30 protein-coding genes are annotated in these 26,033 nt (G+C 63.7%); 13 read left to right on the forward strand and 17 right to left on the reverse strand.

Annotation, left to right across the window (positions count from 1 at the left end):
• Positions 1-219: 219 nt before the first annotated feature.
• From AC5ZGW_RS16330 to ychF, 3 genes are all read left to right on the forward strand, one after another.
• Positions 220-930: a 50S ribosomal protein L25/general stress protein Ctc gene (locus AC5ZGW_RS16330; protein ID WP_028163892.1), complete on the forward strand. Its 711-nt coding sequence runs from the start codon at positions 220-222 to the stop codon at positions 928-930.
• 27 nt (positions 931-957) lie between these two features.
• Positions 958-1,563: an aminoacyl-tRNA hydrolase gene (gene pth / locus AC5ZGW_RS16335; RefSeq protein ID WP_130231213.1), complete on the forward strand. Its 606-nt coding sequence runs from the start codon at positions 958-960 to the stop codon at positions 1,561-1,563.
• A gap of 69 nt (positions 1,564-1,632) precedes the next feature.
• Positions 1,633-2,730, forward strand: coding sequence for a redox-regulated ATPase YchF (gene ychF, locus AC5ZGW_RS16340; RefSeq protein ID WP_130231215.1), 1,098 nt, complete (start codon positions 1,633-1,635; stop codon positions 2,728-2,730).
• Here ychF and AC5ZGW_RS16345 read toward each other — a convergent pair whose 3' ends face one another.
• Positions 2,731-3,030, reverse strand: coding sequence for a DUF4282 domain-containing protein (locus AC5ZGW_RS16345; RefSeq protein ID WP_028163889.1), 300 nt, complete (start codon positions 3,028-3,030; stop codon positions 2,731-2,733).
• A 208-nt stretch (positions 3,031-3,238) separates the two neighbouring features.
• Between AC5ZGW_RS16345 and AC5ZGW_RS16350 the strand changes: the two genes are divergently transcribed.
• The 3 genes from AC5ZGW_RS16350 (at position 3,239) to AC5ZGW_RS16360 (ending at position 4,470) form a co-directional block, all read left to right on the forward strand.
• Positions 3,239-3,700, forward strand: a complete 462-nt coding sequence (locus AC5ZGW_RS16350; RefSeq protein ID WP_028163888.1) for a MaoC family dehydratase — start codon at positions 3,239-3,241, stop codon at positions 3,698-3,700.
• Between the two features lie 5 nt (positions 3,701-3,705).
• Positions 3,706-4,185 (forward strand): MaoC family dehydratase, encoded by a 480-nt coding sequence (locus AC5ZGW_RS16355; RefSeq protein WP_130231217.1) that lies wholly within the window; start codon positions 3,706-3,708, stop codon positions 4,183-4,185.
• 141 nt (positions 4,186-4,326) lie between these two features.
• Positions 4,327-4,470, forward strand: a complete 144-nt coding sequence (locus AC5ZGW_RS16360) for a hypothetical protein (protein ID WP_028163886.1) — start codon at positions 4,327-4,329, stop codon at positions 4,468-4,470.
• Positions 4,471-4,510: 40 nt separating this feature from the next.
• Here AC5ZGW_RS16360 and AC5ZGW_RS16365 read toward each other — a convergent pair whose 3' ends face one another.
• From AC5ZGW_RS16365 to AC5ZGW_RS16405, 9 genes are all read right to left on the reverse strand, one after another.
• Positions 4,511-4,648, reverse strand: a complete 138-nt coding sequence (locus AC5ZGW_RS16365; protein ID WP_165435628.1) for a hypothetical protein — start codon at positions 4,646-4,648, stop codon at positions 4,511-4,513.
• 235 nt (positions 4,649-4,883) lie between these two features.
• Positions 4,884-5,312 carry a hypothetical protein gene (locus AC5ZGW_RS16370; protein WP_028163885.1) on the reverse strand — a complete coding sequence of 143 codons (429 nt, stop codon included), beginning with the start codon at positions 5,310-5,312 and terminating at the stop codon, positions 4,884-4,886.
• Between the two features lie 157 nt (positions 5,313-5,469).
• The gene (locus tag AC5ZGW_RS16375; protein ID WP_245475155.1) at positions 5,470-6,402 is read right to left on the reverse strand and encodes a hypothetical protein; all 933 of its coding nucleotides are present in this window, start codon (positions 6,400-6,402) and stop codon (positions 5,470-5,472) included.
• A gap of 228 nt (positions 6,403-6,630) precedes the next feature.
• On the reverse strand, positions 6,631-7,071 hold the full coding sequence (locus tag AC5ZGW_RS16380) for a nuclear transport factor 2 family protein (RefSeq protein WP_028163883.1): 441 nt from the start codon (positions 7,069-7,071) through the stop codon (positions 6,631-6,633).
• Positions 7,072-7,269: 198 nt separating this feature from the next.
• Positions 7,270-7,536 (reverse strand): hypothetical protein, encoded by a 267-nt coding sequence (locus tag AC5ZGW_RS16385; protein WP_130231219.1) that lies wholly within the window; start codon positions 7,534-7,536, stop codon positions 7,270-7,272.
• A gap of 1,034 nt (positions 7,537-8,570) precedes the next feature.
• Positions 8,571-11,489: an excinuclease ABC subunit UvrB gene (uvrB, locus tag AC5ZGW_RS16390; RefSeq protein WP_463326975.1), complete on the reverse strand. Its 2,919-nt coding sequence runs from the start codon at positions 11,487-11,489 to the stop codon at positions 8,571-8,573.
• 320 nt (positions 11,490-11,809) lie between these two features.
• The gene (locus AC5ZGW_RS16395; protein ID WP_035690098.1) at positions 11,810-12,010 is read right to left on the reverse strand and encodes a hypothetical protein; all 201 of its coding nucleotides are present in this window, start codon (positions 12,008-12,010) and stop codon (positions 11,810-11,812) included.
• 11 nt (positions 12,011-12,021) lie between these two features.
• Positions 12,022-12,261: a hypothetical protein gene (locus AC5ZGW_RS16400; RefSeq protein WP_035690096.1), complete on the reverse strand. Its 240-nt coding sequence runs from the start codon at positions 12,259-12,261 to the stop codon at positions 12,022-12,024.
• A gap of 397 nt (positions 12,262-12,658) precedes the next feature.
• On the reverse strand, positions 12,659-13,588 hold the full coding sequence (locus AC5ZGW_RS16405) for a LysR substrate-binding domain-containing protein (protein ID WP_463326974.1): 930 nt from the start codon (positions 13,586-13,588) through the stop codon (positions 12,659-12,661).
• A 96-nt stretch (positions 13,589-13,684) separates the two neighbouring features.
• Between AC5ZGW_RS16405 and AC5ZGW_RS16410 the strand changes: the two genes are divergently transcribed.
• Both AC5ZGW_RS16410 and AC5ZGW_RS16415 read left to right on the forward strand, forming a co-directional pair.
• Complete coding sequence (locus AC5ZGW_RS16410; protein WP_130230854.1) at positions 13,685-14,446, forward strand: sulfite exporter TauE/SafE family protein; 762 nt, start codon at positions 13,685-13,687, stop codon at positions 14,444-14,446.
• Positions 14,447-14,459: 13 nt separating this feature from the next.
• Positions 14,460-14,693 (forward strand): hypothetical protein, encoded by a 234-nt coding sequence (locus AC5ZGW_RS16415; protein WP_028163877.1) that lies wholly within the window; start codon positions 14,460-14,462, stop codon positions 14,691-14,693.
• Positions 14,694-14,723: 30 nt separating this feature from the next.
• Here AC5ZGW_RS16415 and AC5ZGW_RS16420 read toward each other — a convergent pair whose 3' ends face one another.
• Together AC5ZGW_RS16420 and AC5ZGW_RS16425 are read right to left on the reverse strand one after the other, a co-directional pair.
• Positions 14,724-15,329 (reverse strand): SCO family protein, encoded by a 606-nt coding sequence (locus AC5ZGW_RS16420; protein WP_028163876.1) that lies wholly within the window; start codon positions 15,327-15,329, stop codon positions 14,724-14,726.
• A complete protein-coding gene (locus AC5ZGW_RS16425; RefSeq protein ID WP_130230852.1) occupies positions 15,326-16,441 on the reverse strand; it encodes an MBL fold metallo-hydrolase in 1,116 nt (371 codons plus the stop codon). Before AC5ZGW_RS16425 ends, AC5ZGW_RS16420 begins: the two co-directional genes overlap by 4 nt.
• Before the next feature lie 208 nt (positions 16,442-16,649).
• Between AC5ZGW_RS16425 and AC5ZGW_RS16430 the strand changes: the two genes are divergently transcribed.
• Both AC5ZGW_RS16430 and AC5ZGW_RS16435 read left to right on the forward strand, forming a co-directional pair.
• Positions 16,650-17,357 carry a glutathione binding-like protein gene (locus tag AC5ZGW_RS16430; RefSeq protein ID WP_130230850.1) on the forward strand — a complete coding sequence of 236 codons (708 nt, stop codon included), beginning with the start codon at positions 16,650-16,652 and terminating at the stop codon, positions 17,355-17,357.
• A gap of 132 nt (positions 17,358-17,489) precedes the next feature.
• Positions 17,490-18,185, forward strand: coding sequence for a glutathione S-transferase family protein (locus tag AC5ZGW_RS16435; RefSeq protein ID WP_130230846.1), 696 nt, complete (start codon positions 17,490-17,492; stop codon positions 18,183-18,185).
• A gap of 95 nt (positions 18,186-18,280) precedes the next feature.
• On the opposite strand, the gene AC5ZGW_RS16440 is transcribed toward AC5ZGW_RS16435, so the two are convergent.
• The gene (locus tag AC5ZGW_RS16440; protein WP_207231163.1) at positions 18,281-18,952 is read right to left on the reverse strand and encodes an HAD family hydrolase; all 672 of its coding nucleotides are present in this window, start codon (positions 18,950-18,952) and stop codon (positions 18,281-18,283) included.
• 363 nt (positions 18,953-19,315) lie between these two features.
• Here AC5ZGW_RS16440 and AC5ZGW_RS16445 point away from each other — a divergent pair, with 363 nt between their 5' ends.
• Together AC5ZGW_RS16445 and AC5ZGW_RS16450 are read left to right on the forward strand one after the other, a co-directional pair.
• Positions 19,316-20,866, forward strand: a complete 1,551-nt coding sequence (locus AC5ZGW_RS16445; RefSeq protein WP_130230840.1) for a DUF1800 domain-containing protein — start codon at positions 19,316-19,318, stop codon at positions 20,864-20,866.
• 2 nt (positions 20,867-20,868) lie between these two features.
• A complete protein-coding gene (locus AC5ZGW_RS16450) occupies positions 20,869-22,092 on the forward strand; it encodes a DUF1501 domain-containing protein (RefSeq protein ID WP_463326972.1) in 1,224 nt (407 codons plus the stop codon).
• A 144-nt stretch (positions 22,093-22,236) separates the two neighbouring features.
• On the opposite strand, the gene AC5ZGW_RS16455 is transcribed toward AC5ZGW_RS16450, so the two are convergent.
• The 3 genes from AC5ZGW_RS16455 to AC5ZGW_RS16465 form a co-directional block, all read right to left on the reverse strand.
• Positions 22,237-23,049, reverse strand: a complete 813-nt coding sequence (locus AC5ZGW_RS16455) for a hypothetical protein (RefSeq protein WP_130227933.1) — start codon at positions 23,047-23,049, stop codon at positions 22,237-22,239.
• Between the two features lie 74 nt (positions 23,050-23,123).
• Complete coding sequence (locus AC5ZGW_RS16460) at positions 23,124-24,065, reverse strand: aldo/keto reductase (protein WP_130227932.1); 942 nt, start codon at positions 24,063-24,065, stop codon at positions 23,124-23,126.
• Positions 24,066-24,357: 292 nt separating this feature from the next.
• Entirely contained in the window at positions 24,358-25,182 is an 825-nt protein-coding gene (locus tag AC5ZGW_RS16465; protein WP_130227931.1) for a PAS-domain containing protein, read from the reverse strand.
• Positions 25,183-25,408: 226 nt separating this feature from the next.
• Between AC5ZGW_RS16465 and AC5ZGW_RS16470 the strand changes: the two genes are divergently transcribed.
• On the forward strand, positions 25,409-25,762 hold the full coding sequence (locus AC5ZGW_RS16470; RefSeq protein ID WP_130227930.1) for a DMT family protein: 354 nt from the start codon (positions 25,409-25,411) through the stop codon (positions 25,760-25,762).
• A gap of 64 nt (positions 25,763-25,826) precedes the next feature.
• Here AC5ZGW_RS16470 and AC5ZGW_RS16475 read toward each other — a convergent pair whose 3' ends face one another.
• The gene (locus AC5ZGW_RS16475; protein WP_165435374.1) at positions 25,827-25,967 is read right to left on the reverse strand and encodes a hypothetical protein; all 141 of its coding nucleotides are present in this window, start codon (positions 25,965-25,967) and stop codon (positions 25,827-25,829) included.
• Positions 25,968-26,033 lie beyond the last annotated feature (66 nt).

Raw genomic sequence — 26,033 nt, forward strand, 5'->3', positions numbered from 1 at the left:
GTCGACCGAAGGGCGTGGATGGCCGGGACAAGCCCGGCCATGACGAGCTAGGAGGCGTATCGCTTCCCAGATCGCCAGCCATTTTCCTTGTCATTTCGGCCCTTTGGAGCTAAAAGCCCGCGACGTCCGCAGCCCCCGCACCCCTGGAGGCTTGCTGCGGGACGCGAAACGGGGCCGCGATGCGGCCTTTAACTTTTTGCAAAACAAGGACTTAGACTGATGGCGACCGTCAAGGAATTGAAGGCGACCGCACGTCCGAAGAGCGGCAAGGGGGCCGCCCGGGCTGAGCGTCGCGCCGGGAAAGTTCCCGGAGTGATCTATGGTGACAACAAGCCCCCGCTGACCATCTCGGTCGACGACCGCGAGCTGCGCCAGCGCATCCTCGCAGGCCGCTTCCTGACGACGCTGTTCGACATCGATCTCGACGGCAAGAAGCACCGCGTGATTCCGCGCGACTATCACCTCGACCCGGTGAAGGACTTCCCGCTCCATGTCGACTTCATGCGGCTCGGTGAAGGTGCGACCATCCGCGTCAGCGTTCCGCTGCACGTCATCAACGCGGAAACGGCGCCCGGCGTGAAGCGCGGTGGAACCGTCAACATCGTCACCCACACAATCGACCTCGAATGCTCGGTCGAAAACATTCCGCAGTACATCGATGCCGATGTCGGCGCGCTGGAAATCAGCTATTCGCTGCATCTGTCCGACATCAAGCTGCCGAAGGGCGTGAAGGCGCTGTCGCGAGAGGACGCCACGCTGGTGACCATCGTGCCGCCGTCCGGCTACGCCGAAGAGCAGAAGGCGGCGGCAGGTGCGGCCCCGGCGGCAGGCGCTGCGGCTCCGGCTGCAGGTGCGGCTGCTCCGGCGGCGGGTGCTGCGGCTCCAGCGGCGGGTGCCAAGGCACCGGCCGGTGGCGACAAGAAGAAGTGATAGCGCGCCAGCGCGGGATGCCGCGTCATGCGACTCTTTGTTGGTCTCGGTAATCCCGGCGCGAAATACGCTGATAACCGGCACAACATCGGCTTCATGGCCGTCGAAGAGATTGCGCGGCGTCATGGTTTCGCACCATGGCGCCGCCGCTTTCAGGGCGAGACATCCGAAGGCCTGCTCGGTCACGAGAAGGTCCTGCTGCTGAAGCCGACCACCTACATGAACGAGTCCGGGCGCGCGGTGCAGGAAGCGCAGAATTTCTTCAAGCTTCCGGCGGGCGACATCACTGTGTTCCAGGACGAGCTCGAGCTGCCGGCGGCGAAGGTGCGCGTCAAGGTCGGCGGCGGCATCGCCGGGCACAACGGCTTGCGCTCGATCTCCGCGCATATCGGCAACGACTATCGCCGGGTCCGGCTCGGGATCGGTCATCCCGGGATCAAGGAACTCGTGCACAGTCACGTGCTGTCGGATTTCGCCAAGGGCGACTGGCCGTGGGTCGATGCGCTCTGCGAGGCCGTCGCCGACAATGCCGGCCTGCTGGCCGCGGGACAGGACTCGTCGTTCCAGAACAAGGTGCATCTGACGATGCAGGCAAAGGGCTTTTTCGACAGCAAAGAAGAGGGCGGAAAGTAACGCTCGTCATCGAGGGCGACCTCAGTCAATTCAGCCGCTGCACATTCGCGCGGGAGATCGGAAAGTACGATGGGATTCAAATGCGGGATCGTCGGGCTGCCCAATGTCGGCAAGTCGACGCTGTTCAATGCGCTGACCGAGACGGCCGCAGCGCAAGCGGCCAATTATCCGTTCTGCACCATCGAGCCGAATGTCGGCGAGGTCGCTGTCCCCGATCCGCGGCTCGACAAGCTCGCGGCCGTGGCAAAGTCGGCGCAGATCATTCCGACCCGGCTGACCTTCGTCGACATCGCCGGACTGGTCCGCGGCGCTTCCAAGGGGGAAGGGCTCGGCAACCAGTTCCTCGCCAACATCCGTGAGGTCGATGCGATCGCGCATGTGGTGCGCTGCTTCGAGGATTCGGACATCACCCATGTCGAGGGCAAGATCGCGCCGCTGGCCGATATCGAGACCATCGAAACCGAATTGATGCTCGCCGATCTCGACAGCCTCGAGAAGCGCGTCGACAATCTCACTAAGAAGGCCAAGGGCAACGACAAGGACGCCAAGGAACAGCTCGATCTCGTCAACCGTACGCTGGTGCTGCTCCGTGAGGGCAGGCCCGCGCGTGCGCTCGAGCGCAAGGTGGAAGAGGAGCGCGCCTTCCGCATGCTCGGGCTTCTGAGTTCCAAGCCGGTGCTCTATGTCTGCAATGTCGAGGAGAGCTCGGCCAAGGATGGCAACAGTTTCTCGAAGCAGGTGTTCGCGCACGCGAAGCAGGAGGGCGCGGTCGCCGTCGTGATCTCCGCCAAGATCGAATCCGAGATCGCGACGCTGTCACGCGAGGAGCGCACGGAATTCCTGGACACGCTCGGGCTCGAGGAAGCCGGCCTGGACCGCCTGATCCGCGCCGGCTACGAGTTGCTCCATCTCATCACCTATTTCACGGTGGGGCCGAAGGAAGCGCGCGCCTGGACCATCGACCGCGGCACCAAGGCGCCGCAGGCGGCCGGCGTGATCCATACCGATTTCGAGAAGGGCTTTATCCGCGCCGAGACCATCGCCTATGACGACTACGTCGCGCTCGGCGGCGAAGCCGGCGCCCGCGACGCCGGCAAGCTGCGCCTGGAAGGCAAGGACTACGTCGTCGCCGACGGCGACGTGATGCATTTCAGGTTCAATACCTGATCACCGCATTCCGCCCTGGCCCTGATCGCGGATCGCGCCAAGATGCTCGTTGATGCGGAACACGATCAGGATGAATTCGGCGACGATGCGCGAGAGCACGATGCCGACCACGATGCTGGTGAGCGAGGCGAGCAGCAGGATGAAGCCGCCGAACGGGCTGATCGCCATTGCGGCCAGGCTCCAGAGGATTCCGTAAATGCCGAACAGCACGATCACGCCGATGACTAGCCAGTAGAACGTCTTGATGATCGTGGGGGTGATAAAGCGGTCCCACTGAAACAGGTCTTGAAAATCGAACATCGGTGGATTCTCCCGGCCAATCGATCTTGAGTCGCGCGCAAGCAGGGCTAGCTCCGAACCTCAGTCCGGGCAAGTCGGGGGGCGGTACGCAAGGACGATGCTTCCCCGCTATGGTGGTCCCCCTTGAAAGCAAGCCATGCGGGCGGGCGGGTTGAGATTGCCGCAAATAACGGCCACAATCAGGCCCCTCTCTCCTGAAATCCCCAACATGACCACGCTCACTTTCGAAGACTTCAACATCGGCCATTTCGGCACCTTCGGGCCGCGCCACGTCACGCGCGAGGAGATACTGGCCTTTGCCGCCGAGTTCGATCCACAGCCGATGCATCTCGACGAAGAGGCGGCGAAACGATCGATGCTCAAGGGCCTGTCCGGCTCGGGCTGGCATCTCGGCTCGCTCACGATGCGGATGCTGGCCGACGGCTTTATCTGCCGCACGGCCTCGCTCGGCTCACCCGGCGTCAACGAGATGCGCTGGCTGTCGCCACTGCGCCCGGGCGACGATTTGACGCTGGATGTCGAGGTGGTGGAAGCGCGCGTCTCGCAGAGCCGACCTTCGACCGGCATCGTGACGTTCAAGTGCACGGTGCGCAATGCGGCCGGCGTGATGTTGTGCGAGATGGAGTCGCCGATCATCATCGGTCGGCGCGCGGAAGCGGTGACGGGGTAGCATCGATGCGCTTCTTCGAGGACATTGAGATCGGCGCGCGGCGCGAGCTCGGCTCGTTCACCTTCACCGCCGAAGACATCAAGCGCTTCGCGGCGCAGTTCGATCCGCAGCGCTTTCACCTCGACGAGGAGGAAGGGCGAAAGTCGCTGTTCGGCGGACTGGCAGCGTCGGGCTGGCACGTCGCCTCCGTCTGCATGAAGCTCCTGGTGGCCGACGGCAAGCGGCTGGCGCAGGAGATGGCCGCGCGCGGGGACGAGGTCGCGGTATGGGGACCTTCGCCCGGCTTTCGCGAACTGCGCTGGATCAAGCCGGTCCTGGCCGGCGACACCATCAGCTACGCCAATGTGGTCGAGACCAAGCGCACCTCCGAGAAGCGTCCCGAATGGGGCATCCTGCAAGGCCGCAACACCGGCACCAACCAGCGCGGCGAACTCGTGTTCTCGTTTCTGGCCACCGCCTTCGTTCCGCGCCGCAAGGCGGGCTGAAACACAGCCGGCGTGGTTACGGGAACCTTGCCGCGCTCTTTAACCGTATTCGACGAATTCCGGATACGATCTATTTGCTAACCCATTTTGAACTTTCTGCCGGCCATATCAGACGCAAGGGTAAGCACCGTGGGGACGACTATGGCAGATCGTGTCGGACTGAAAGTTCTGGGCGCAATTTTCGCGACCATCACGGTTGCGGTGATGCTGACCACCGGCATGGTGGTGAAGGGCTATGCCGACGGCGCCTTCACGCTCGAGGGCAGCGCGATCGTCCGACGCTGATCTTCAGCTTCTGCTAACCATCAGCGGCCATCGTGCGGTGTCAGCGGCTCCAGATCAACACCATCACCACGGTCGCCGCGATCAATAGTCCGACGAAGCGGAGCATGATGGTGCCGACACTGTGCGGCGATTGCCGCAGCGGGATGGGATCGGTGTTGTCGGGCCGAACGCTTTGCATCAGTGCTGTTTTCCCCAAGAAACGGCGTGCCAAAGCGGCAGCATCCGTCGCGGCGTGATCCAGATTCACGCTCAGTCACAAATCATTACGCTCTAAGTTCGAGCATGATCTTTTCCCGATCACGCTCAGGCGCGCGTTGCGCTTTTATCTTTCAAATCATTTTAGTCAAATAGAAACCGCCGCATCCTCCGCATGGGCGATGCGGCGGTCATGAACTCCCAAGCAATCGCCGAGACTAGCTGTTGCGCAGCCCGTCGGCGGCGCGCTTCCACTGCGTGACGTTGTCGGCGATCATGCGAGTCGACTTCATCGCGGCCTGGCTGAGCTGGGCATAGCCCGAGATCTCGCGCTGGACGCGCTGGCCTTCGGCATGCAGGAGGTCGCGCAGGCTTTCGAGCTCGGAGATCAACTTCTCGATCTCCGCGAGCGACGTGCCGGCGACGCGCTGGATCAGCGAGTTGACATTGTTCACGGTGGCCTCGGTGTTGGGCTCGAGTGGTTCCGTGTTCACCTGCGGCTGCGGCGACCGGCGCAGATAGGCGATATCGTTGCGCACGAATTCGCGGATGCCGGCCTCGACGTCCGAGACGGCGGCGAGGTTGTTGTCGACTTCCGTCCCTTCTACTTCTGTTTCAACTTGCTCGGAACGATTGGTGGCGTTCATCGGCTATTCCTCTGTTACGCAATGACGCGAGCGCGGAAGTCCCCCCGCCGCACGACGACGTGAAGGGGCAACCATAGGCGCCCGATTTTGACCGCATCTAGGCCAAGTTGCGGCAATGGTTCGATCATTCCTTAAGGGATTGCGACCGCGGCCGGCCTCACCAGCTCCGCTTGAACCCGGCCGTTAGGCTCTTGTTAACCGGGCCCTGGGCGCTTTCGCCGATCGAGCCGGAGATGGTGACGCCGTCGAACAGCTTCTGCTCCGCGCCGATCCGGTGCAGCCATTTGTCGTCGCCGGTCGCGAGCGTCTGGCCGGCGATGAAGCTGGTTCCGCTGCTGTTGATGCTCAGCCTGGCCGATTGATCGGCCTCATAGCTCCGCGAGGGATGGCTGACGATGCCGGGCACCGGCACCACGCCCTGCTGGATCAGGTTGTAGCCGTTCTGCAGCGTCAGCGAATACTGGTCGGCGAGCGGCACCGATTTGCTGATTGAGGTCCCGAACCGGGTTTGGTCGCTACCGGGATCGACTCGGGCTTCGACCGAGGTCTTGTCCCAGATCGAGGCAACGCCCGGCGCGGTGATCGCGGCCCAGGCGGTGCCGGAGGATTGCGGCAGGCTGCCGCCATTGGCGAGCCGTTCCGACAGCAACTCGGAATTGGTCAGCGTGCCCTGGCGCGCGACCGTCATGTCGACGCCAATCCGCGTGTCCCAGAACGGCGAGATCGATTGCTTGACCGAGACCGCGGACGTGCCGTTCGCGTTGTTGTTCGACGACCATGCGGCATCACTGCCATCCGCCTTCTTCGGCGCGGTGGCCTTCTTCGGCGTCAACACGGTGTCGGAAGGCGAGGCATCGGCGCTGAGCAGGCTCCAGTCGAGCTTGTCCACGTCGACGTCCTTCATCACGTCGGCGTTATTTGCCTCGGGCTCGGACGCAGCCTCCTCGGCGGCCGGCGTCTCATCGTGGATACCGCTCCAAGGAGAAATTTGCGGCGACGTCTGCGCCATCGCCGGCAGCACCATCGCGATGCCAAGGCCTGCAGCCAGCATCGGCAACCACGCCCAGCCAGATCGTTGTTTGGAAGTCATTCCCGCAGCCCGCATTCCAGCCAGAGCGATACGTGATGGTAGCGCAAAATTATGACGGCGACATCGTTGTCCGGCGTGACAGCATGTAGCACGGATCGGATCGTCGTGGCCGGGCACAAGAGCGTGAAGGTGTCAGCTGATGTCCCGGCCATCCACGCCTTCCCGGGGCTGGCGAAGGAAGGCATTTGGATACCCGAGAGCGCCCGGGTACGACGAAACTGGAGGTGACTATTGCGCTGCTGCGATCCGCGGCAGGTGGATCGGATAGCCGACGGTCTGCTCGACCAGGTCGAAGCTGTCGACCAGCACGCGCAAGCGGGTCAGCAGGCCGCCACGGAATTGCGCGAAATGCGCGATCCGCACCGCGATCGGCTTGTTCGAATCCTGCGCAGTCAGCGAATAGCGCATCATCGATGCCGCGGAATCGACTCCAAGCATGATGGACTCGCGCTCGAAGCGGCGGACGCGGAAGTTCTCGCCGATCTGCCTGATCACCTCGAGCGCAGCGGGCTTGCCGTGGCGCGCACCGAAGAAAGAAAATAGATCGATCGGTCCATAGATCGCCCATTCGACGTCCTCGTCGAGCAGGGCGGCAATATCCGCGAATTGGCGTTCGTTGATCGCGCGGTGAAACGCGCGCGAAAAACGCCAGAGACTATGCTCTGTCATTCATCGTCTTCCCGAATCTGGATTGCAAATCAGCAACGGCAAAAAGGGCGTCCGCACCGACGCCGCGCCAGATTGCTGCACCTCAAATTTCACCGTTTCAAATAGAGCGACCGTGCCAGAACGCAATTGTTATTTTTGCATTGCACAAATGCAGACTTTTTTGCGGGATTTTGCCTGAATCCGCCGACCGCGGCCCCGTCAGCGGTCGCGACGGGCGACATGCTCGTGCTCGATTGCGACCTCGGCGTCGCGGATCGCGAGCACGGCGAACAGCAGCGCGCCGCCAATGCCGCCGATCACAGCGCCCAGCGGCATGAAGGTGAAGAACACCAGCGCGCCGCCATCGCCTTCAAAATTCGAGGTTTTGAAGATTCCGATCCAGGCAAGCCCAGCACTGATGCCGAGCGCGGCGCCGCTGAGCGCCCCGAATGCCAGACCCAAGAGCGCCAGCAACGCGATTTTCATGATGTCTTGTCAGCCCCGTCGTCCGCAGCATCCCGCGTAATTGGTCACGCAAGCGCCGGTGAGGTTCAACGTGACGGGGAAGTAATGCGAGTGTCGTTCCGTCGCGCGTGGAGCGGTCACAGCGTGTAAGTCGCGCTCTCGCATCTCACTCCGCTGTCGTCCCGTCGAAAGACGGGACCCATAACCACAGGCAGTTGTTATTGGGCGAGCAAGCGGTTGCAGCGAAGCGCATTACAAAGGCCAGTGGTTATGGGTCCTGGCCTTCGCCAGGACGACGGAGGAGAGGTTCTGATTCGAATTTCAAACAGCGGACCCGTAGGATGGATAGAGCGAAGCGAAACCCATCGGCTTCGGAACAAGCCGCGCAAATGATGGGTTTCGCTTCGCTCTACCCATCCTACGTCTGATTCAAGCGGCGGATGTGAGTTCGCGTTCTCGCGACGCGTTGCGTCCGAGGTTTGCTTCACTTTCCACCCTCCTCGATATCAGAGGGCGCAGGGAAAGCCGGGTGCTGGTTGCACCCGTGGGTCCCGTGCAACAAAAAGCACGGGGGTAGGACCACAGGTTCAACCGAAGCATTCCGGCTTTCCCTGCGCAGTGGTTTTAACGGTTTCCTTCGCGCTCTCCCCGGTGACCGGGCTTTCTTGCCACCGTCATCTCTCGCGCAAACTTGTTCGCGCAAAAAACTTAGCGCCAGCGTCGGGGCGCCAGGACCACACGACTTCGCCGTCCGTGCTGCGCGTGCTCGTCAGTCACACGCTTCACGTCCACCGCATCTCACCGCAACGTTCGTGACGATCGCGACCCGCCCCTCATTCGCCGTGAGACGCGCGGAGTTAAATCACTGATTTGCCCGACGACGGAAGCAGAATGTTTTTTCCGCAAGGGCTGGACAGGCTTTGGCTGATTTGCCCGTCGTGTTGATTTGTCGCACCTACTGCTTCCACTTCGTCATTGCGAGCGCAGCGAAGCAATCCATAGCGCCACACGCGGAGGCATGGATTGCTTCGCTGCGCTCGCAATGACGGGTATTGTCATCGCTTCTTCCACCCGCCTCTTTTCCCCGGCAGCCCGCCGCTCGATCGTGGCGACGGGCCGAACTCCGGCCCTGACTGCCGCGAGTCGGTTGGCTGGATGATCCGGCTGGTACTGCCGAACGGCTTTGCTGGCTTCGCACCAGGATTCGGGCGGAAGGGTAGGGACTCCGGGCCGTGCATTTCGTCGAGATGGGGCTTGTGGATTTTTGATCCGGAGCTGCCGCCGGCCTTGATGGCCGACGACACGCTTTTCTTCTTCATTGCGCTGACCGGCAAATTGGCGGCGTCGCCGTATTTCCTGGTGCCGGCGTAGGCGCCGGCCTTGCCTTGCACGGTGCGCTGCTTGACGGTGGGATCGTCGACGACGGCCATTTCGGTGGCGCGCAGGCGCTTGACCTCGTCGCGCAGGCGCGCGGCTTCCTCGAAGTTCAGGTCGGCGGCGGCTTCGCGCATCCTTGTCTCGAGATCGGCGAGCACCGCCTCGAAATTGTGGCCAATCGAGATCACGTCGTCGGTCACGCTGCCGTCGCGGATATCGACCAGCACATGGTCGCGCTCGTAGACGGAGTTGAGGATGTCGCCGATCGACTTCTTCACGCTCGCCGGCGTAATGCCGTTGGCGGCGTTGTATTCCATCTGCTTTTCGCGGCGGCGGTTGGTCTCCGCAATCGCGCGCTCCATCGAGCCGGTCATGCTGTCGGCATAGAGGATCACCTTGCCGTCGACGTTGCGCGCGGCGCGGCCGATGGTCTGGATCAGCGAGGTCTCGCTGCGCAGGAACCCTTCCTTGTCGGCGTCGAGGATTGCGACCAGCGCGCATTCGGGAATGTCGAGACCCTCGCGGAGCAGGTTGATGCCGACAAGCGCGTCGAACGCGCCGAGGCGGAGGTCGCGGATGATCTCGATGCGCTCGATGGTGTCGATGTCCGAATGCATGTAGCGCACGCGGATGCCCTGCTCATGCAGATATTCGGTGAGGTCCTCCGCCATGCGCTTGGTCAGCACGGTGATCAGCGAGCGATAGCCCGCCGCTGCCGTTGCGCGAACCTCGCCGACGAGGTCGTCGACTTGCGTGCGTGCGGGACGGATGTCGACTGGCGGATCGATCAGGCCCGTGGGGCGGATCACCTGCTCGACGAAGACGCCGCCGCTCTCGTTGAGCTCCCAGCCGCTGGGCGTGGCCGACACCGCGACCGTCTGCGGCCGCATCATGTCCCATTCCTCGAACCGCAAGGGTCGGTTGTCCATGCAGGAGGGCAGGCGGAAGCCATATTCGGCCAGCGTTGCCTTGCGGCGGAAGTCGCCGCGGAACATGGCGCCGATCTGCGGGATCGAGACGTGGCTCTCGTCGGCGAACACAAGCGCGTTGTCGGGCACATATTCGAACAGCGTCGGCGGCGGCTCGCCGGGACGGCGTCCGGTGAGGTAGCGCGAATAGTTCTCGATGCCGGCGCAGCTCCCGGTCGCCTCCATCATCTCGAGGTCGAAGGTGGTGCGCTGCTCAAGCCGCTGCGCTTCGAGCAGCCGGCCCTGGTCGTTGAGTTGGTCGAGCCGCTGCTTCAGTTCGCTCTTGATCGACTTGATCGCCTGCACCAGCGTCGGCCGCGGCGTCACATAGTGCGAGTTGGCGTAGATCTTGATGAATTCGAGCTCGTCCTGCTTGTGGCCGGTGAGCGGATCGAACTCCTCGATATTCTCGACGACGTCGCCGAACAGGTTCACGCGCCAGGCGCGGTCCTCATAGTGCGCCGGGAAGATGTCGATGACGTCGCCGCGGACGCGGAAGGTGCCGCGGGTGAAGTCGGCCGAGGTGCGCTTGTACTGCAGGGCGACGAGGTCGGCGATCAGTTGGCGCTGGTCGATGCGCTCGCCCTTCTTCAGCGCGAACGTCATCGCGGTATAGGTTTCGACCGAGCCGATACCGTAGATGCAGGAGACCGAGGCGACGATGATGACGTCGTCGCGCTCGAGCAGAGCGCGCGTCGCGGCGTGACGCATGCGGTCGATCTGCTCGTTGATCGAGGAATCCTTCTCGATATAGGTGTCGGTCCGCGGCACATAGGCCTCGGGCTGGTAGTAGTCGTAGTAGGAGACGAAGTATTCGACCGCGTTGTCCGGGAAGAAGTTCTTGAACTCGCCATAGAGCTGCGCGGCGAGCGTCTTGTTCGGCGCCAGGATCAGGGCAGGGCGCTGCGTCGCCTCGATCACCTTGGCCATGGTGTAAGTCTTGCCCGAGCCGGTGACGCCGAGCAGCACCTGGGTACGGTCGTTGCGGCCGATGCCTTCGACCAGTTCCGCGATGGCGGTCGGCTGGTCGCCCTTCGGCTGATAGTCGGACTTAATCTCGAAGCGGACGCCGCCCTCGGACTTTTCCGGGCGCGGCGGACGGTGCGGGGTCCACACCCGCATCGAGCCGTCGTCTTTCCGGAACTCGGGACGGCCGTCGCGGATCAGGTTCTCGAGCGCCTCGGCGGTCGCCTTGACCCCGAGCGCCTCCATCTTGTTGCGCGGCGGGCGGGCCAGCGCCTCCTCATCGTCCTCAGCGGTGGGCAGGCCGAGCTGTCGCGCCAGCTCCGGATCGAGCGTGGGCACCGTCGCCGCGGTGCCGTAGTTGGCCTGGGGCGCCTCGTCGAAGCCGCCATGCTGGTCAGCCGGAGCCAGGCGATCGCTCGGAAATTCCTTCGGCGTCGAGGCGCGCGCGCGGTGCGCTGCGGCCTCGCCGCCGGCGCGGCGGTCGCGTGAATTGTCCGGCGGCGGCTGCAGGCCCGTGGACGAGCCGATGCCGCTTTCGCCGCGGTTGATGGCGGGGTTCAAGAGTTCGGCGAGCGCCGGCGCGATCGGGAGAACGTCGGGCCGATGCGCTTTTGACTTGGGGGATTTGCCGGGCTTTTTGGGGGTATCAGGTTTCTTCGCCATGGGGCGAATATGGGACTGAAACCGCCGCCATGAAAGGGCAAACGTGGCTGTGGGCCCGCTCTGTCAGCAGGTGTCAGCAGGGGCGAAATGGCGGAGATTTTCGACGCGGCGGTTGCCTCTTCGCCTCTCCCGCTTGCGGGAGAGGCCGGATTGGGAGCGTGGCGACCAATCCGGGTGAGGGCTGTTTCCGCTTGTTAAGTCCAATGCTGTGTGACCGCGTCAGCGTGCGTTGTCGGTCACCGCATTCGCGGAGGCACCCCTCACCCGGCGCTGCGCGCCGATCTCTCCTCGCGAAGGGCGGGGCGAGGTGAAGCGAGCCGTCAGCAGGCGGGCGAGGTCTTCTCGACGATGTTGAGATGAATCCCGCCGCAGCCGGTGCAGCGCATTGCCCAGTATTCGGCCCTACCGGGAATGACGCGGAGCAGGGCGAGCTCGGCCTTGCATTCCGGGCAATTGTTCAGGAACGGCCGCGCGGGCGGAGGTGACGGCGCCGGCTCGGCTTCGCAGCGCGGCGCGACCACGGCGGTGCCGATTATCGCGAAGTCGGCGACGGTTCGGTTGAGATCACCCCATAGCGCCGGCCGTAGCGGTCGATCTGCGCTTTCGCGTGGGCGATCGCCGCATCCCGATCGGACCACGCAAAGCCGAGCTCGAGTGTCGGAAACGAGATGCCATCGATGACGACCGGCTCGCGATCGGCTCGTTGAATCCTGGCGTGCCATAGCCCCTTCCCTGCCTCAAATGAGTTGATCTCAAAGGCGCCGTAAATCATGCCTGCGATCCCAGGTTTTTCCCGCGGGGGACCAAACCACGCCCTGGGCGGCGAACTTTGTGAACTGGATCACACTGCGCAAGAATCTTTCGTTACAGGCGCGCGGACCGGTGCGGAAGTGGCGTGACGAGCTCACTCCCTCCGGTAAGGCGCGCAAATGTATCGCTCCGTTGATGTGCAGACTCGGGAAAAGCTCGGCGCGGTTGGTGAATGCCATGCAACAACTCGTTCGCAATCATCTTCGGTGTGAGAGCGACCAGGAGAACTCTGCCCTTGGACATGGCGTTTTCCATCAACGCGACCAGGGGGTCGTCAAATATAAATGCAACCAATAATTGTTTATTATTGCCAGTCTCGGTCGCGCTGTCCAGCCGTCAGGGCTGCGACAATGTGATCATTACCTGCTCGTCTCGTCCCTCACGAGGGATCGCTGCCCCTTGGCCCGCGTGGCGGGCTCGGCCGCGGCGCGGATGATCCAGCGGCGGAAGGCGGCAAAGTCGCGCTGACCGGTGCGGAAGCCATGATAGACGAGATACCAGCGCATGCCCTTCGGCACGCTCAGCTCGAACGGCGCGACCAGCCGCCCCGCGGCGAGGTCGTCGTCGATATAGGGACGGATTCCCATCGCGACGCCAAGGCCGTCGACGGCCGCCTGCAGCGCCTGGCCGTAAAATTCGAACTCAGGCCCGCGCGCCGTGACCCTGGCAATGCTCGCGGCCTTCAGCCATTTCGGCCAATCGTCGGGCGAGTGCGCGACGCGGAGCAGGCTTCTCCCCTTCAGGTCGCTCGCGCGCTTGAGCTGGCTCGCCAGCCGCGGCGCGCACACCGGGAGGAGATCGGCGGCGAACAGCGGCTCGGCCACCAGCCCCGGCCAGTCGCCGTCCCCGAGCTTGATGCCGCAGCTCCAGTCGTCGCTGAACGGCTCCGGCGCCGCGGCGCCCCCGGTGGTGATGCGGACCTCGATCTCGGGCTCTTCCTTCTGGAAATCGGCAAGCCGCGGGATCAGCCATTTCATCGCAAACGTCGGCCCGACGCCGATAGTCAGGACACGGACGCTCGCGGGCGCGGTCACCTGTGCCGTCAGGCTCGCCAGCGCATCGAAGATCGGCGTCAAGCCGCTCTGGTAGAAGCGGCCGGCCGCCGTGGTGACGAGGCGATTGGCCTTGCGTTCGAACAGCGCCACCCCGAGCCGCTCTTCGAGCAGATGCACCATCCGGCTGATCGCGGCGGCCGTGACGTTGAGCTCGGCGCCCGCGGCGGCAAAGCTGCCGGTGCGCGCCGCCGCCTCGAATGCCTTGATGCCGTTGAGAAAGAGCAGCCGCCGCAAGCCTGTTACCCTCAGGAAAACTGATGCCAGGAGGAGATAACTCAGTTTGCGCGCCGTGTCCAAGCGGGGCAGAAAACATCATCAGGAGGAAACACGGTGAGCCCGCTTGTGATTGCAGCCCTTGGCGTGCTGATGGTCGCGACGGCATTCCTGTCGGGGCTGTTCGGCATGGCCGGCGGGCTGATCCTGATTGGCGTGCTGCTCACCATCCTGCCGCTGCCCTCGGCGATGGTGCTGCATGCGATCACGCAGATGGCCAGTAACGGCTGGCGCGCCTTGCTGTGGCGGGCGCATATCCGCTGGCGGCCGGTCGCGGTCTACCTGATCGGCTGCGGCGTGGCGCTGGCGATCTGGTCGGCGGCGCGCTACGTGCCGGACAAGCCGATCGCGCTGCTCCTGCTTGGCGTCACGCCCTTCATGGCACGGCTGATGCCGAAGGGAATAAAGCCGAACCCCGACAGCATCTGGCAAGGCAGCTTCTACGGCTCGGCCTGCATGGGGCTGATGCTGATGACCGGCGTCTCCGGCCCGCTGATGGACACCTTCTTTCTCGGCGGCAATTTCGGCCGCCGCGAAGTGGTCGCGACCAAGGCGACCTGCCAGGTGGCGAGCCATTTCACCAAGCTGATCTATTTCGGCGGCATCATCGACCAGGCCGCGACGCTCGATCCGGTGTTGGCGGGCGTGGCTGTCGCGGCCTCGATGCTCGGCACCACGCTGGCGCGGCGAATCCTGGAAGCGATGAGCGACACGCAATTTCGCACCTGGGCGAACCGGCTGATCACGACGGTTGCAAGCTACTACATCCTCTATGGCGGCTGGCTGCTCGTCGCGCGTAACAGCGCGATGGCGCATTGACGGAGGAAGTCCGATGGCGGAGGCGACGGATGCGTTGGTGCTCGATCTCGTCGAATGGATCGCGCGCGAGCCGCGGCCTTATGCCGAGGTGATCGAGACCTGGCGCACCTCGTGCCCACGGCTGACGATCTGGGAAGACGCCGTCGACCGCGGCTATGTCATGCGCCGCCCGACAGTCGAGGGTTTGCGGGTGGTGGTCACCGAAACTGGCGAACGATTCCTGCGCGAGCACGGCCGCGCTGGCTGAGTGCCCTATAACAGCGCAGTGGCAAACGCTCTACCTGGCGAGGTGCGGGCGGATGATCTCGATCATGCGGTCGGCCGAGGTGCCCGGCGGGAAGAAGCCGAGATAGCCGCCATCGCGATCCATCAGATAGATGAACGCGGTGTGATCGACAGTGTAGTTGTCTTTCCCAAGCGGCACCTTGGCGCTGTAGACCTTGTAGGCGTCCGCTGCCTTGCGGATCGCATCAAGGCTTCCGGTCAATCCGATCAGGCGCGGATGAAACAGCGGCACGTATTCCGCCAGATGCTGCGGCGTGTCGCGTTCGGGATCGACGGTGATGAACAGGGGTTGCACCTTGTCGGCATCATTGCCGAGCCGGTCCATAGCAAGCCCGATCGCCTGCAGATCGGTGGGGCAGACATCGGGGCAATAAGTAAAGCCGAAATAGACCAGCATCAGCTTCCCGCGGAAATCGCGCTCGGTGCGGATATGGCCGGTGTGGTCGACAAGCTCGAACGGACCGCCGACCGGCTCCCGGTTCCACATCAGGATGTCCATGATCTCAGCCGCCGATCGCGCCGGCGCATCGCCCGCGCAGGCAGGCGCCAGCATCAGCCACAGGCCGATGCCGACACTGCTGATGGCGCGCAGGATCATGCCCCGAAGGAGAGGCGGCTGCCCGTCGTGGTGACGAGCACCTTGTCGCCCATCTGCGCGCTTGCCTCCTGGACGAAGTTCAGCCCGCTGCAATGCATGGGCACCACGACATCAGGCTCGAGTTTCTTCATCTCGGCCACGACCTCGGTGAGGTAGTCCTTCGGCGCCGGTCCGAGATGGAAGCCGCCGACGACGGCGTGCACCTTCTGGATCCCTGAGACCTCCTGCGCCTGCTTCACCGAATTGACGATGCCGACATGGCCGCAGGAGCTGATCACCACCAGCCCCTTGTCTTTCACGTTGAAGCAGGTCGCATGCTCGTGGATGTGCTCGTCCGGGACGATCTTGCCGTCCATCTCGGCCGGCAAATAGTGGCTGGCGTTGCAGCCGAGCCCATCCTTCATGCCGAACTCGACCCAGGTCTGCGGCAGGATACGCTCGATGCTGCGTCGCGTGATCTTGCCCGTCGTGAACGCATGGCCGGCGATCACGGTCGGCGTTTCGCAGAGAACGGTCGTGACGTTATGCGCGGCAAGCTCGCGGCGGTCGAGCGTGCCGAAATCGGCGAACTGACCCTTGGTCGGCGTCGCGTTGACGCGATGGCAGAAATTGTCCTCGCCGCCGGCGTAGAGCTTCACGTCCGCCGGAAGCTTGCCGCGATATTTATCCAGAAAGCCGATCAGGCCGCCGAAATGATCGTAGTGCCCGTGGCTGACGATCAGCGCGTCGAGCTTCGCCGGCTCGACGCCCACCAGCTCCATATTGTTGATGAGCACGTCGGGCGTGTAGCCGTAGTCCAGCATCAGCGTGCGCTGGGTGTCTGCGGCCTGAGATTCCAGCCACAGCGACAGGCCCCATTCATTGTGCAGCGACTTGCGGAAGTCTGCGCTTCGTGCCGGCGGCGCGATCGATACGCCGTTTGCCTGTTTCGGGCGGAAGAACATGTCGTAGCTGCTGTCGACCAGCACGCGGATCGACAGTCTGTCGACGGTCGGCACCTCGATCGGCGCTGCACTCGCGATCTCGACGCAGGAAAATCCGCCGGCAGCCGCGATGCCGGCGAGCGCGGCTGAACCTTTCAGAAAATCACGTCGTGGCAAATCTCTCGTCATTGAATCCTCCCAGACGACATTCTGACTGCAAAGAGCGCTCAAGCGTAGGACCGAGGCGAGCCCGCCTCAATCGCGCGGCGGTGCACCCGCCGATCAAATTCGCGCGCATGGCGTCAAGAAGCGGATTGACTCGGCACCGGTTCTGCGAGATTCATGCATTCGCATCTTTCTCCGATGCGCGTTCCCTCCCAGCCGCAGGATCATGCCCATGATCGACCTCCATTACTGGACCACGCCGAACGGCCACAAGATCACGATGTTCCTCGAGGAGACTGGGCTCGACTACAAGATCATCCCGGTCAACATCGGCAAGGGCGAGCAGTTCGCGTCGGAATTCCTGGAGATCGCGCCCAACAACCGGATTCCTGCGATCGTCGACCATGCGCCGAAGGGCGGCAGCAAGCCGATCTCGCTGTTCGAGTCCGGCGCGATCCTGCTCTATCTCGCCGAGAAGACCGGCAAGTTCCTGCCCGCCGATCTCTATGGCCGCTATGACGCGATCCAGTGGACGTTCTGGCAGATGGCCGGCCTCGGGCCGATGGCGGGGCAGAACCATCACTTCCGCAACTATGCGCAAGAGAAGCTGCAATATGCCATCGACCGCTATGTGAACGAGACCAACCGACTCTATGGCGTGCTCAACAAGCGCCTGATCGACCGCGAATTCGTCGCCGGCGACTATTCGATCGCCGACATGGCGAGCTATCCCTGGGTCGTCGGCTACCAGAACCAGGGCCAGAACATCGACGATTTCCCGCATCTGAAGCGCTGGCTGGAAACGATCCGGGAGCGGCCCGCCACGGTGCGCGCCTATGCCAAGGCGAAAGAGGTCAATCCGAATTTCGGCCAGCCCGCGATCCGCACCGAGGAGGAGCGCAAGATCCTGTTCGGCCAGACCGCGGCGGTGGTGCGGTAGCGCTGTTGTTGCCGTCATTGCGAGCGCAGCGAAGCAATCCATGTCGCCGCGTGCGGAAGCGTGGATTGCTTCGTCGCTTGCGCTCCTCGCAATGACGGCTAGTCTGACGGCCGACATCAGCGGGATTGATCCATGGCCATGAAACTGTTCGAACTCGTCGGCACGGACACGTCCCGTCCGTTCAGCCCGTATTGCTGGCGCATACGGATGGCGCTGGCGCACAAGGGGCTTGGCGCCGAGTCGATCCCCTGGTGCTTCACGCACAAAGAAGCGATCGCGCCGCACAAGTCCGACAAGGTGCCGGTGCTGCTCGACGGTGACACCACGGTGACCGACTCCTGGGCGATCGCCAATTATCTCGAGGACACCTATGCCGACCGTCCCTCGCTGTTCGGCGGCGAGGGCGGGCGCGCCATGGGGCGGATGCTGAACTGGTGGGGCGATGTCACTGTGGTCGGCGGCATCTTCCCGCTGATCGTCGCCGATATCCCCGCGCATCTCGCGCCTGACGACGTTGCCTATTTCCGTAGGACGCGCGAGGCGCGGCTCGGCAAGCCGCTGGAAGAGGCCGCGGCCACGCGCGATCACGCGGTCGAAGGCTTCTGTAGGAGTCTCGATCCGCTGCGGCTGACGCTGCGGACGCAGGCCTATCTCGGCGGCGACAAGCCGAATTATGCCGACTACATCGTGTTCGGCGGCTTCCAGTGGGCACGCGTGGTGAGCCCTTTCAAGCTGCTGGTCGAGAACGATCCGGTCTATGCCTGGCGCGAGCGCCTGCTCGACGCCTTCGACGGCATGGCGCGGAAGTCGCCGGGATACGAGGTGTAGAGTTCACCGTCATTGCGAGGAGCGAAGCGACGAAGCAATCCATGTCTTCACGCGCGGAGAGATGGATTGCTTCGCTGCGCTCGCAATGACGAGTGCTACAGCGCGCCGCGTTCGCGCAGCATCGCCAGCGCCGCGTTGAGGTCCGGCAGAACCGCGGCGCATTTGGCGCGCGTTTCCTCGGTCGGCGGGATCATGTCCGGCACCATCAGCGTGATCGCACCGGCGGCGTGGGCCGCGGTCACGCCATGGTTGGAATCCTCGATCGCGACGCAGGCTTGTGGCTTTACGCGGAGCCGTTGCGCAGCCAAGAGATACAGATCCGGGCTCGGCTTGCAGTGCGTGACGTCGTCCCGCGTCAGGATAGTGTCAAAGCGCGCGCGGATTCCTGCGAGCGTGAGGTGCTGGTCGGCAGAGCGGCGCGAGGAGGAGGTCACGATCGCCATCGGACATTGCGCGGACCGAAGCGCGTCGAGCAGCTCGACGGCGCCGGCCTTCAGCGGCAACCCTGCGCGAAGCATTTCGTCACGGTTGGCGGCGAAAGCCTTGTTGATCTCGGCGAGCGGGAAATCGTCGCCGTAGCGCCTCACCAGCATCAACTCGCATTCCGGCCCGGGAAGGCCGATCATGGCGTGGCAGAGGGTAGTGACATCGTCGGTATAGCCACGCGCGTTCAGCGCCGCGACCAGGCTGTCGAAATACACCTTCTCGGTATCGAGCAGCGTTCCATCCATATCGAGCAGGACGGCGCTGATGTCCCAGCGGCTCATCACATCGCGGCCGTATCGGTTTGCTGACTCGCGAGCGCGCGGAGGCAATCCGGGCACAGGCAGTCGCCGCCATCATGGGCCGGCATCGGCAGGCGGAAGGGTTCCGCCGCGCACCAGCACTCGCCCGACAGGTCGCAGGTGAAGCCCGTGCCGCAGCGTCTGCAGGAAAGCTGACGCGGGGTGCTTTCTTTCCGATTTGTCATGTAACCGGCCGCTCTCCTATTGCGGAATTAATCCGTGGTTCATCCGCATGCGCGCTATAATGTTGCGCTTCTTTGTTTGAGCATGATCTTTTCGGAAAACCGGTTCCCACTTTTCCGGATCATGCAAATCATAGACCGAGGACGCCCGAAGGGAAATCCGATGGCCCGCGATTCGCAAGCAGCCCTTGTTGCGCTCAATCGCTTCGGCTTCGGCGCCCGCGGCGGCGCTTCCGGCGATTTCGTCGACGCGGCATCCGATCCGCGCGGCTTTGTCAAATCAGAACTCAATCGCGCCAATGCCGCGCTCCTGGAGATGCCCGGGCTTTCCTCGACGCCGGCGCTCGGCAAGGCCCTGTTCGACTATCAGTTCGAGATTCAGCAGGCGCGCGACGCCGTCGCAAAATCGGGAGCAGTAACGGAAGCGCCGCCGACGGAACCCAAAGCGCAGCGCCGCAATCCGTCGATATCCTCGATCGCCACGGACATGACGGCCAAGGAGTCGATGGCATCATCCGCCGACGGCAATAACGTGAATGCCGCGATGGCGCGGCCGGATGCGATGCAGCCCAATCCGCCGAAGCCTCCGCCGCAACCGCCCAATGTCATTCAGAAGACGTTTCGCACTGAAGCGCTGGCGCGCATCCAGCGCGCCAGCTTCGCCGATTGCGGATTCGTCGAGCGCCTGGTCGTGTTCTGGTCGAACCATTTCTGCATCTCCGCCAATAAGGGCGGTCTGGCGCGGATCTGGGCTGGCTCGTTCGAGCGCGAGGCGATCCGGCCGCATGTGCTCGGCCGCTTCGCCGACATGCTGATGGCGGTCGAGCAGCATCCGGCGATGCTGTTCTTCCTCGACAACCAGCAATCCTTGGGTCCGGACTCGCGCGCCGGCATTAACCGCAACCGCGGCCTCAACGAAAACCTCGCGCGCGAGATCATGGAGTTGCACACACTCGGCGTCGGCGGCGGCTATACCCAGGACGACGTCACCGCGCTCGCGCGCGTCATCACGGGCTGGACCTTTGCCGGCCGGCAGGGCCAGCTCGGTCCGCCCGGTACCTTTGTGTTCAACGCCAATGCGCATCAGCCCGGCGCGCAGCGCGTAATGGGCAAGGTCTACGAGCAGAGTGGCGTGGCGCAGGGCGAGGCCGTGCTCGCCGATATCGCCCGCCATCCTTCGACGGCAAAATTCATCGCCACCAAATTCGCGCGCCACTTCGTGGCCGACGATCCGCCGCCGGCCCTGATGGCGCGACTGCAGGATGTCTTCGGAAGGACCGACGGCGATCTGAAGGCGCTCGCGACCGCGCTGGTGGATTCCAGTGAGGCGTGGGACGCGCCGCCGACCAAGATGCGCTCGCCTTACGAATTCCTGATCGCCTCCGGCCGGCTGCTCGGGCGCAATCCCGAAGATCCCTCCCGCTATCTGGGCGGCCTCAACGTCCTTGGTCAGCCATTGTGGTCGCCCGCCGGACCGAACGGTTTTCCCGATACCAGCGCGGCATGGGCCGCGCCTGAAGGCATGAAGCTGCGGCTCGATATCTCGGCGCAGATCGCCTCGCGCCTTGGCGACGGCATCGACCCGCGCGAGCTGCTCGATCTCGTCGCCGCGGATGCCGCCTCGCCGGACACGCGGCGCACCGTCGAGCGCGCGGAATCGCGGCAGCAGGCGCTGGCGCTGCTGTTGATGTCGCCGGAATTCCAGAGGAGGTGACGATGCAATGCTGTGAAGGGCTGCGATCACAGGCCACCTCGCGCCGCTCTCTGCTGCTTGGCGGCGCTGCGTTCGCCGCCTGGGCGTACTTGCCGAAATTTGCGCGCGCGGCTGACGGAGGCGATCCGCGGCTGGTCGTGGTGATCCTGCGCGGTGCGCTGGATGGCCTTGCGACAGTGGCGCCGATCGGCGACCCTGAATACGCCGGCCTGCATGGCTCGATCGCGCTCCGGCCGGATGGCCCGAACGCAGCCGTCATGCTCGACACCTTTTTCGGCCTGCATCCGGCGATGCCGGAATTCGCGCGAATGTATCGCGCCAAACAGGGCGCCGTGATCCATGCGGTCGCGACTTCCTATCGCGAGCGCTCGCATTTCGACGGACAGGACGTGCTCGAAAGCGGATTTGCCGGTCCGGGCAGGGTGCAATCGGGCTGGCTCAACCGCGCGCTCGAAGCGCTGCCGAAAGGCGAGCGCGTGACGCGCGCGCTCGCTGTCGGCCCGACGACGCCACTGGTGCTGCGCGGCGCGGCGCCGACCGTCGGCTGGGCGCCAGTCGCGCTGCCGCAGGCCGATGACGACACCGCGATGCGCCTGCTCGAGCTGTATCAGCATCGCGATCCCGCGCTCGCCTTGGCGCTCACGCAGGGCTTGCAGCTCGAGAAAGTCGCGAAAGGCGACGAGATGAAGCCGAAGCCCGGCACCAATGGCATCGGTGCGATGCGGCTGGTGGCGCGCGGCGCCGCGAAACTGATGGCGGCCGATGACGGGCCGCGGATCGGCGCGCTCGCTTTCGACGGCTGGGATACCCACGCCAAGGAGGGCGGGCCGGTCGGCCGTCTCGCGCAACTGCTCGGCGGCCTCGATGGCGCGCTGGCGGAATTCGAAGGCGGGCTTGGCGACCGCTGGCGCGATACCGTGATCGTGGTTGCCACCGAATTCGGCCGCACCGCGCGCATCAACGGCACCGAAGGTACCGACCACGGCACCGGCACCATTGCGCTGCTCGCCGGCGGCGCGGTGAAGGGCGGACGCGTGATCTCGGATTGGCCCGGCCTGAAGCCCGCCAATCTCTATCAGGGCCGCGACCTCGCGCCGACCACCGATTTGCGCGCCGTGATGAAGGGGGTGCTGCACGACCAGTTCGGCCTCGCCGAGCGCGTGCTGGCGGAGAGCGTGTTTCCAGACAGCCGCGCCGCCAAGCCAATGCAGGGGTTGGTATCGTAAAGCTCACACCCCAGCCGCGCCGTCGTCCCCGCCCTTGAGCCGGGACCCACAACCACAGATGCTGATTGTAGAAAGCGACCGGAGCCCTAGCGTCTTCATGACCAACGTCTGCAATGAATTGACTCAGCTTTGTACGAGCGTCGACTATTGCGGGCGTGACCTGCTTCTCGCTTGTCGCTCGACGGTCTTTCGCGGGGAAGTCACCAGCCGCAACCAGTCGATAGCGCCTGGCGTGTTCGCCCATCCGGCCCGGAAATCCACCACATAGTAGATCGCTTCATCCTCGTCACCAGGGCTGATGTATGACGGCAATGATTTGGGAACTGGTCTCTCGCCCAACAGGTAAGCCACCACATGGCCGTTGTCAGTCACAGCTTGCGTCAGTCGCGCCCGGCTTTCCTTGCAGTCGCCGGCTCGCCGAAATGCCGCCAATGCCTCCGTCCAGGACCATGCGGCTGCACCGTCATCCGGATAGTCCTTGAGAAGCAAGGCGAGGTCGTGGTCCCGTTGCGCTTCGACAAGCAGCGCCGCCAGAACGTACCTAGCCCCCTGGTTATCGTTCGGGTTTAGCCGCAGGATGTCACGAAGGTGGTCGATTGCCTCGCCCTGAACACCGCGGGCCCACAATGCTCGCGCTAATCCAAAACGCGCGCGCATGTAGGGCCGTGTTTCTAAGAAGCCCCAGAACTCTCCCACGTACTCTTCGAAGGCAGCATCACCAAGGGCCTGCCTTCCGACTTCGACGCCACGACGCCAAAGATTAAGCTCCTCATCCGAACTTGGCTTGGCATGCTCGGCCAGCAAAACATAGGCGTCCGCGCACAGTGGACTGATTGTCAGTGCCTCCTCGGCAAGTGCGATACGGCGCCTAGCCGTGCCTGCCTCCCAAGCGTCATAGATGAGGTCTTGCGCCCGGGCGAGCGCATCATGAGCATCTTCTTCGGACTTACGAGCCATTCCCTGATGCCTTTGCGATCGAGCAAGAGCAGGTTAAGGCATCGCCGACCCGACAGCTAGAGCGCAAATAGGACTTATCCCTTCGTAATCGCGTCGATCTGCGTCAGCTCTTCCGCGCTCAACGTCCAGCCGATCGCCTTGACGTTCTGCTCGACCTGCTCGACGCGCGTGGCGCCGGCGATCACGCTCGAGACTTGCGGGCGGGCGGCGAGCCAGGAGAAGGCGAGCTCCAGCAAAGTGTGGCCGCGCTCCTTGGCGAAGGCCTGAAGCTTGTCGACGATGTCCTCGTTGCGCGGCGTGACGTAGCGGTCGCGCAGCATCGGCACCTTGCCAAAGCGCGTGTCCGCCGGCGCCACTGCGCCGCGCTGATACTTGCCGGTCAGCAGGCCGCTCGCGAGCGGGAAGAACGGCAACAGGCCCAGATTGTATTCCTGCGCCGCCGGCAGCAGGTCCTTTTCGATATCGCGCACGAGAAGGCTGTATTCGTCCTGGCAGGAGACGAAGCGGTTCACGTTCATCGCACGCGCGACATATTCGGCTTCGGCGATGCGCCAGGACGGGAAGTTCGAATTGCCGATGTAACGCACCTTGCCCTGCCGTACGAGATCGTCGAGCGCGCGCAGGGATTCATCGATCGGGGTCAGCGGGTCGTAATCATGCTGCTGGTAGAGATCGATGTAGTCGGTCTTCAATCGCTTCAAGCTCGCTTCGACCGCCGACATGATGTAGCGCCGCGAGGCACCCTGCTTGGTGCCGTCAGTCGCCATCGGCTTGGAATATTTTGTCGCCAGCACGATGTCCTTGCGGCGATCGCCGAGCACGGTGCCGAGCACCGTCTCCGAGCCGCCCATGCCGGCATAGATGTCGGCGGTGTCGAACAGGGTGATGCCGAGGTCGAGCGCGCGGTGGATCACTTGGCGCGAGGTTTCGAGGTCGGTGCGCTGGCCGAAATTGTTGCAGCCGAGGCCGACGGCGGAAACGCGTAAGCCCGAGCCGCCGAGATTGCGAATTTGCATGGAGCGATCCGAAAATTGGAGGAAAGAGAATGTATTGTGGCCCGCACGCCAGTTCCTCGCAAGGCGGCGGCGGGCTCGCACATCATCGTCGGCTGCAGTGCAGCCATGAGCGGATGTCGCGCAAAAAAAAGCGGCCCCGGTCAGACGCGGCGACTGACGGGGACCGCTCGGGGGGCGTGTGATCCGAGACGGGGGGCCTGATCAAACGCGTAAGAAAGCCTAGCCGTGCTTTGTTACGCGCGGGTGACAGGCAAGTTATCCACAGCCGGCGGCGTGGCTCGCTTAATTCATGCTATTCGGCGGCGCGCAAAGCCGGGCCAAGCCCGCGATCAAGGGCGCGACCGATGCCGCGCAGGGAACGATAATAGTCAGCCTTATCAGGATCGTCGGTGCTGCGCACCAGATCGGTCACCGGCGTGTAGCTCAGCATGCGGCCGCCGTCGGGCAGCGCCGTGCAACTGAAGCGCAGCACCTGGCCATCGGCGAGGTTGATGTTGATCGGGGTGGAATCGCCGATCCGCATCATCTCGATGCGTCGCGCGATGAAGTCGTTCAATTCGTGCTTCGGCAATTCGTAGGCGCCGGTGTCGCGGCCATGATACATCAGCGCGATGAACGGCGGTTTGCTTTCGGCTTGCTCGTCGGCAAGCGCGAAATAGTCGCGGAAAGCGCGATTGATGAACTCCGCCCGCGTGTCCGAATCCAACAGCACGATGCCGATGTCGACCCGGTCGAGCGCGGCCTTCAGGCGCTCGGCAGTGGCATGATGCTTCTGCTCCCAGGCGAAGGCATCGATCCATTTTCGCCTGAGCAGACCGGTGATGACGGCTGTGACAATGGCGGTCGCCGCCAGCATCGCCATCCGCGCCAGGTCCGACAGGTCGTAGCCTGGCGTGGCGCGATGGTTGAGGAAGAAGATCGCCGAGCCCGCCACCGCGATGGCCGCACTCACGAGTCCCGACGCGATGCCGCCGATGGAACTTGCCAGCGCGACGATGCAAACGAACAAGGGCGCCGGATTCGGCACGGCGGCGAAATGTCTGTCGACGGCGAAGGCGGATAGCGCTGTCGCCATCGTCAGGGCAGGGCCCAGGATCGTGCGCCAGTTCAACTGCATGTTTGCGCCTCGTTACAACCGACGATAGGCGCGCAGTTTGACGACGGATTTCGCTTGCGGCGGGATTTTGCGCGTCACGCTTAAGAGCGGTTTGATGGCGCGCGCCAAGCTTTCGCATTGTTGGAGTCAAATGCTATGCGAATTGCGTCAAACCAGTTCCGTGGCATGGAGCGCTCAAGAAGATCTGCTCGGTCATGCTGTGGCGGACCATTGCAAGAGGATATCGATGCCCACGATTTCGCCGACCATCCTGCCGATCCTGATGCTGTTTGCCTCCAACGTCTTCATGACCTTTGCCTGGTACGGGCATCTGAAGTTCAAGGCGAGCCCGCTGCCCGTGGTGATCTTGGTAAGCTGGGGCATCGCCTTCTTTGAGTATTGGCTCGCCGTGCCGGCCAACCGCTGGGGCAGCGCGGTCTATTCGGCGGCGCAGCTCAAGACCATGCAGGAGGTGATCACGCTGGTCGTGTTCGCGGGCTTTTCGGTGCTCTATCTCAAGGAGCCGCTCGGCTGGAACCACGCACTCGGCTTTGCGCTGATCGCCGCCGGCGCGTTCCTGATCTTCCATAGGTTCACGTGATGGGTTGCGGCACTGTTTTGAGTGGAGAGGGAATCCCTGCCGCTCCAAGCGGAACCATCTCGCGCTACTTCGCGGCGCGAGGCAGGACCCGCACCACCGGCGCACCATCCTCGCCACGGGTGCTGGTGACGATCAACAGCGAGGCCGCGAGCAGGATCGCGACGGTCAGTCCAACTGTTACCAGTCCAACAGGTGTCTTCAACATGCTCTGGTCGCGATCTCAGTCATCGCGCCTTGCGTTGGTGACGATTGTAGAAAAGGAAACCACCGG

The organism is Bradyrhizobium sp. Crot121 (assembly GCF_059512385.1).

Coding starts and splice junctions, on each gene's coding strand:
- AC5ZGW_RS16330 (WP_028163892.1), top strand. CDS start 220: ATGGCGACCGTCAAGGAATTGAAGGCGACCGCACGTCCGAAGAGCGGC.
- AC5ZGW_RS16375 (WP_245475155.1), bottom strand. CDS start 6,402: ATGACTTCCAAACAACGATCTGGCTGGGCGTGGTTGCCGATGCTGGCT.
- AC5ZGW_RS16420 (WP_028163876.1), bottom strand. CDS start 15,329: ATGATCCTGCGCGCCATCAGCAGTGTCGGCATCGGCCTGTGGCTGATG.
- pth (WP_130231213.1), top strand. CDS start 958: ATGCGACTCTTTGTTGGTCTCGGTAATCCCGGCGCGAAATACGCTGAT.
- AC5ZGW_RS16415 (WP_028163877.1), top strand. CDS start 14,460: ATGGCGGAGGCGACGGATGCGTTGGTGCTCGATCTCGTCGAATGGATC.
- AC5ZGW_RS16425 (WP_130230852.1), bottom strand. CDS start 16,441: ATGACGAGAGATTTGCCACGACGTGATTTTCTGAAAGGTTCAGCCGCG.
- AC5ZGW_RS16345 (WP_028163889.1), bottom strand. CDS start 3,030: ATGTTCGATTTTCAAGACCTGTTTCAGTGGGACCGCTTTATCACCCCC.
- AC5ZGW_RS16435 (WP_130230846.1), top strand. CDS start 17,490: ATGGCCATGAAACTGTTCGAACTCGTCGGCACGGACACGTCCCGTCCG.
- AC5ZGW_RS16465 (WP_130227931.1), bottom strand. CDS start 25,182: ATGCAGTTGAACTGGCGCACGATCCTGGGCCCTGCCCTGACGATGGCG.
- uvrB (WP_463326975.1), bottom strand. CDS start 11,489: ATGGCGAAGAAACCTGATACCCCCAAAAAGCCCGGCAAATCCCCCAAG.
- AC5ZGW_RS16380 (WP_028163883.1), bottom strand. CDS start 7,071: ATGACAGAGCATAGTCTCTGGCGTTTTTCGCGCGCGTTTCACCGCGCG.
- AC5ZGW_RS16400 (WP_035690096.1), bottom strand. CDS start 12,261: ATGATTTACGGCGCCTTTGAGATCAACTCATTTGAGGCAGGGAAGGGG.
- AC5ZGW_RS16385 (WP_130231219.1), bottom strand. CDS start 7,536: ATGAAAATCGCGTTGCTGGCGCTCTTGGGTCTGGCATTCGGGGCGCTC.
- AC5ZGW_RS16365 (WP_165435628.1), bottom strand. CDS start 4,648: ATGCAAAGCGTTCGGCCCGACAACACCGATCCCATCCCGCTGCGGCAA.
- AC5ZGW_RS16355 (WP_130231217.1), top strand. CDS start 3,706: ATGCGCTTCTTCGAGGACATTGAGATCGGCGCGCGGCGCGAGCTCGGC.
- AC5ZGW_RS16360 (WP_028163886.1), top strand. CDS start 4,327: ATGGCAGATCGTGTCGGACTGAAAGTTCTGGGCGCAATTTTCGCGACC.
- AC5ZGW_RS16475 (WP_165435374.1), bottom strand. CDS start 25,967: ATGTTGAAGACACCTGTTGGACTGGTAACAGTTGGACTGACCGTCGCG.
- AC5ZGW_RS16455 (WP_130227933.1), bottom strand. CDS start 23,049: ATGGCTCGTAAGTCCGAAGAAGATGCTCATGATGCGCTCGCCCGGGCG.
- ychF (WP_130231215.1), top strand. CDS start 1,633: ATGGGATTCAAATGCGGGATCGTCGGGCTGCCCAATGTCGGCAAGTCG.
- AC5ZGW_RS16460 (WP_130227932.1), bottom strand. CDS start 24,065: ATGCAAATTCGCAATCTCGGCGGCTCGGGCTTACGCGTTTCCGCCGTC.
- AC5ZGW_RS16370 (WP_028163885.1), bottom strand. CDS start 5,312: ATGAACGCCACCAATCGTTCCGAGCAAGTTGAAACAGAAGTAGAAGGG.
- AC5ZGW_RS16445 (WP_130230840.1), top strand. CDS start 19,316: ATGGCCCGCGATTCGCAAGCAGCCCTTGTTGCGCTCAATCGCTTCGGC.
- AC5ZGW_RS16440 (WP_207231163.1), bottom strand. CDS start 18,952: ATGAGCCGCTGGGACATCAGCGCCGTCCTGCTCGATATGGATGGAACG.
- AC5ZGW_RS16450 (WP_463326972.1), top strand. CDS start 20,869: ATGCAATGCTGTGAAGGGCTGCGATCACAGGCCACCTCGCGCCGCTCT.
- AC5ZGW_RS16470 (WP_130227930.1), top strand. CDS start 25,409: ATGCCCACGATTTCGCCGACCATCCTGCCGATCCTGATGCTGTTTGCC.
- AC5ZGW_RS16350 (WP_028163888.1), top strand. CDS start 3,239: ATGACCACGCTCACTTTCGAAGACTTCAACATCGGCCATTTCGGCACC.
- AC5ZGW_RS16430 (WP_130230850.1), top strand. CDS start 16,650: ATGATCGACCTCCATTACTGGACCACGCCGAACGGCCACAAGATCACG.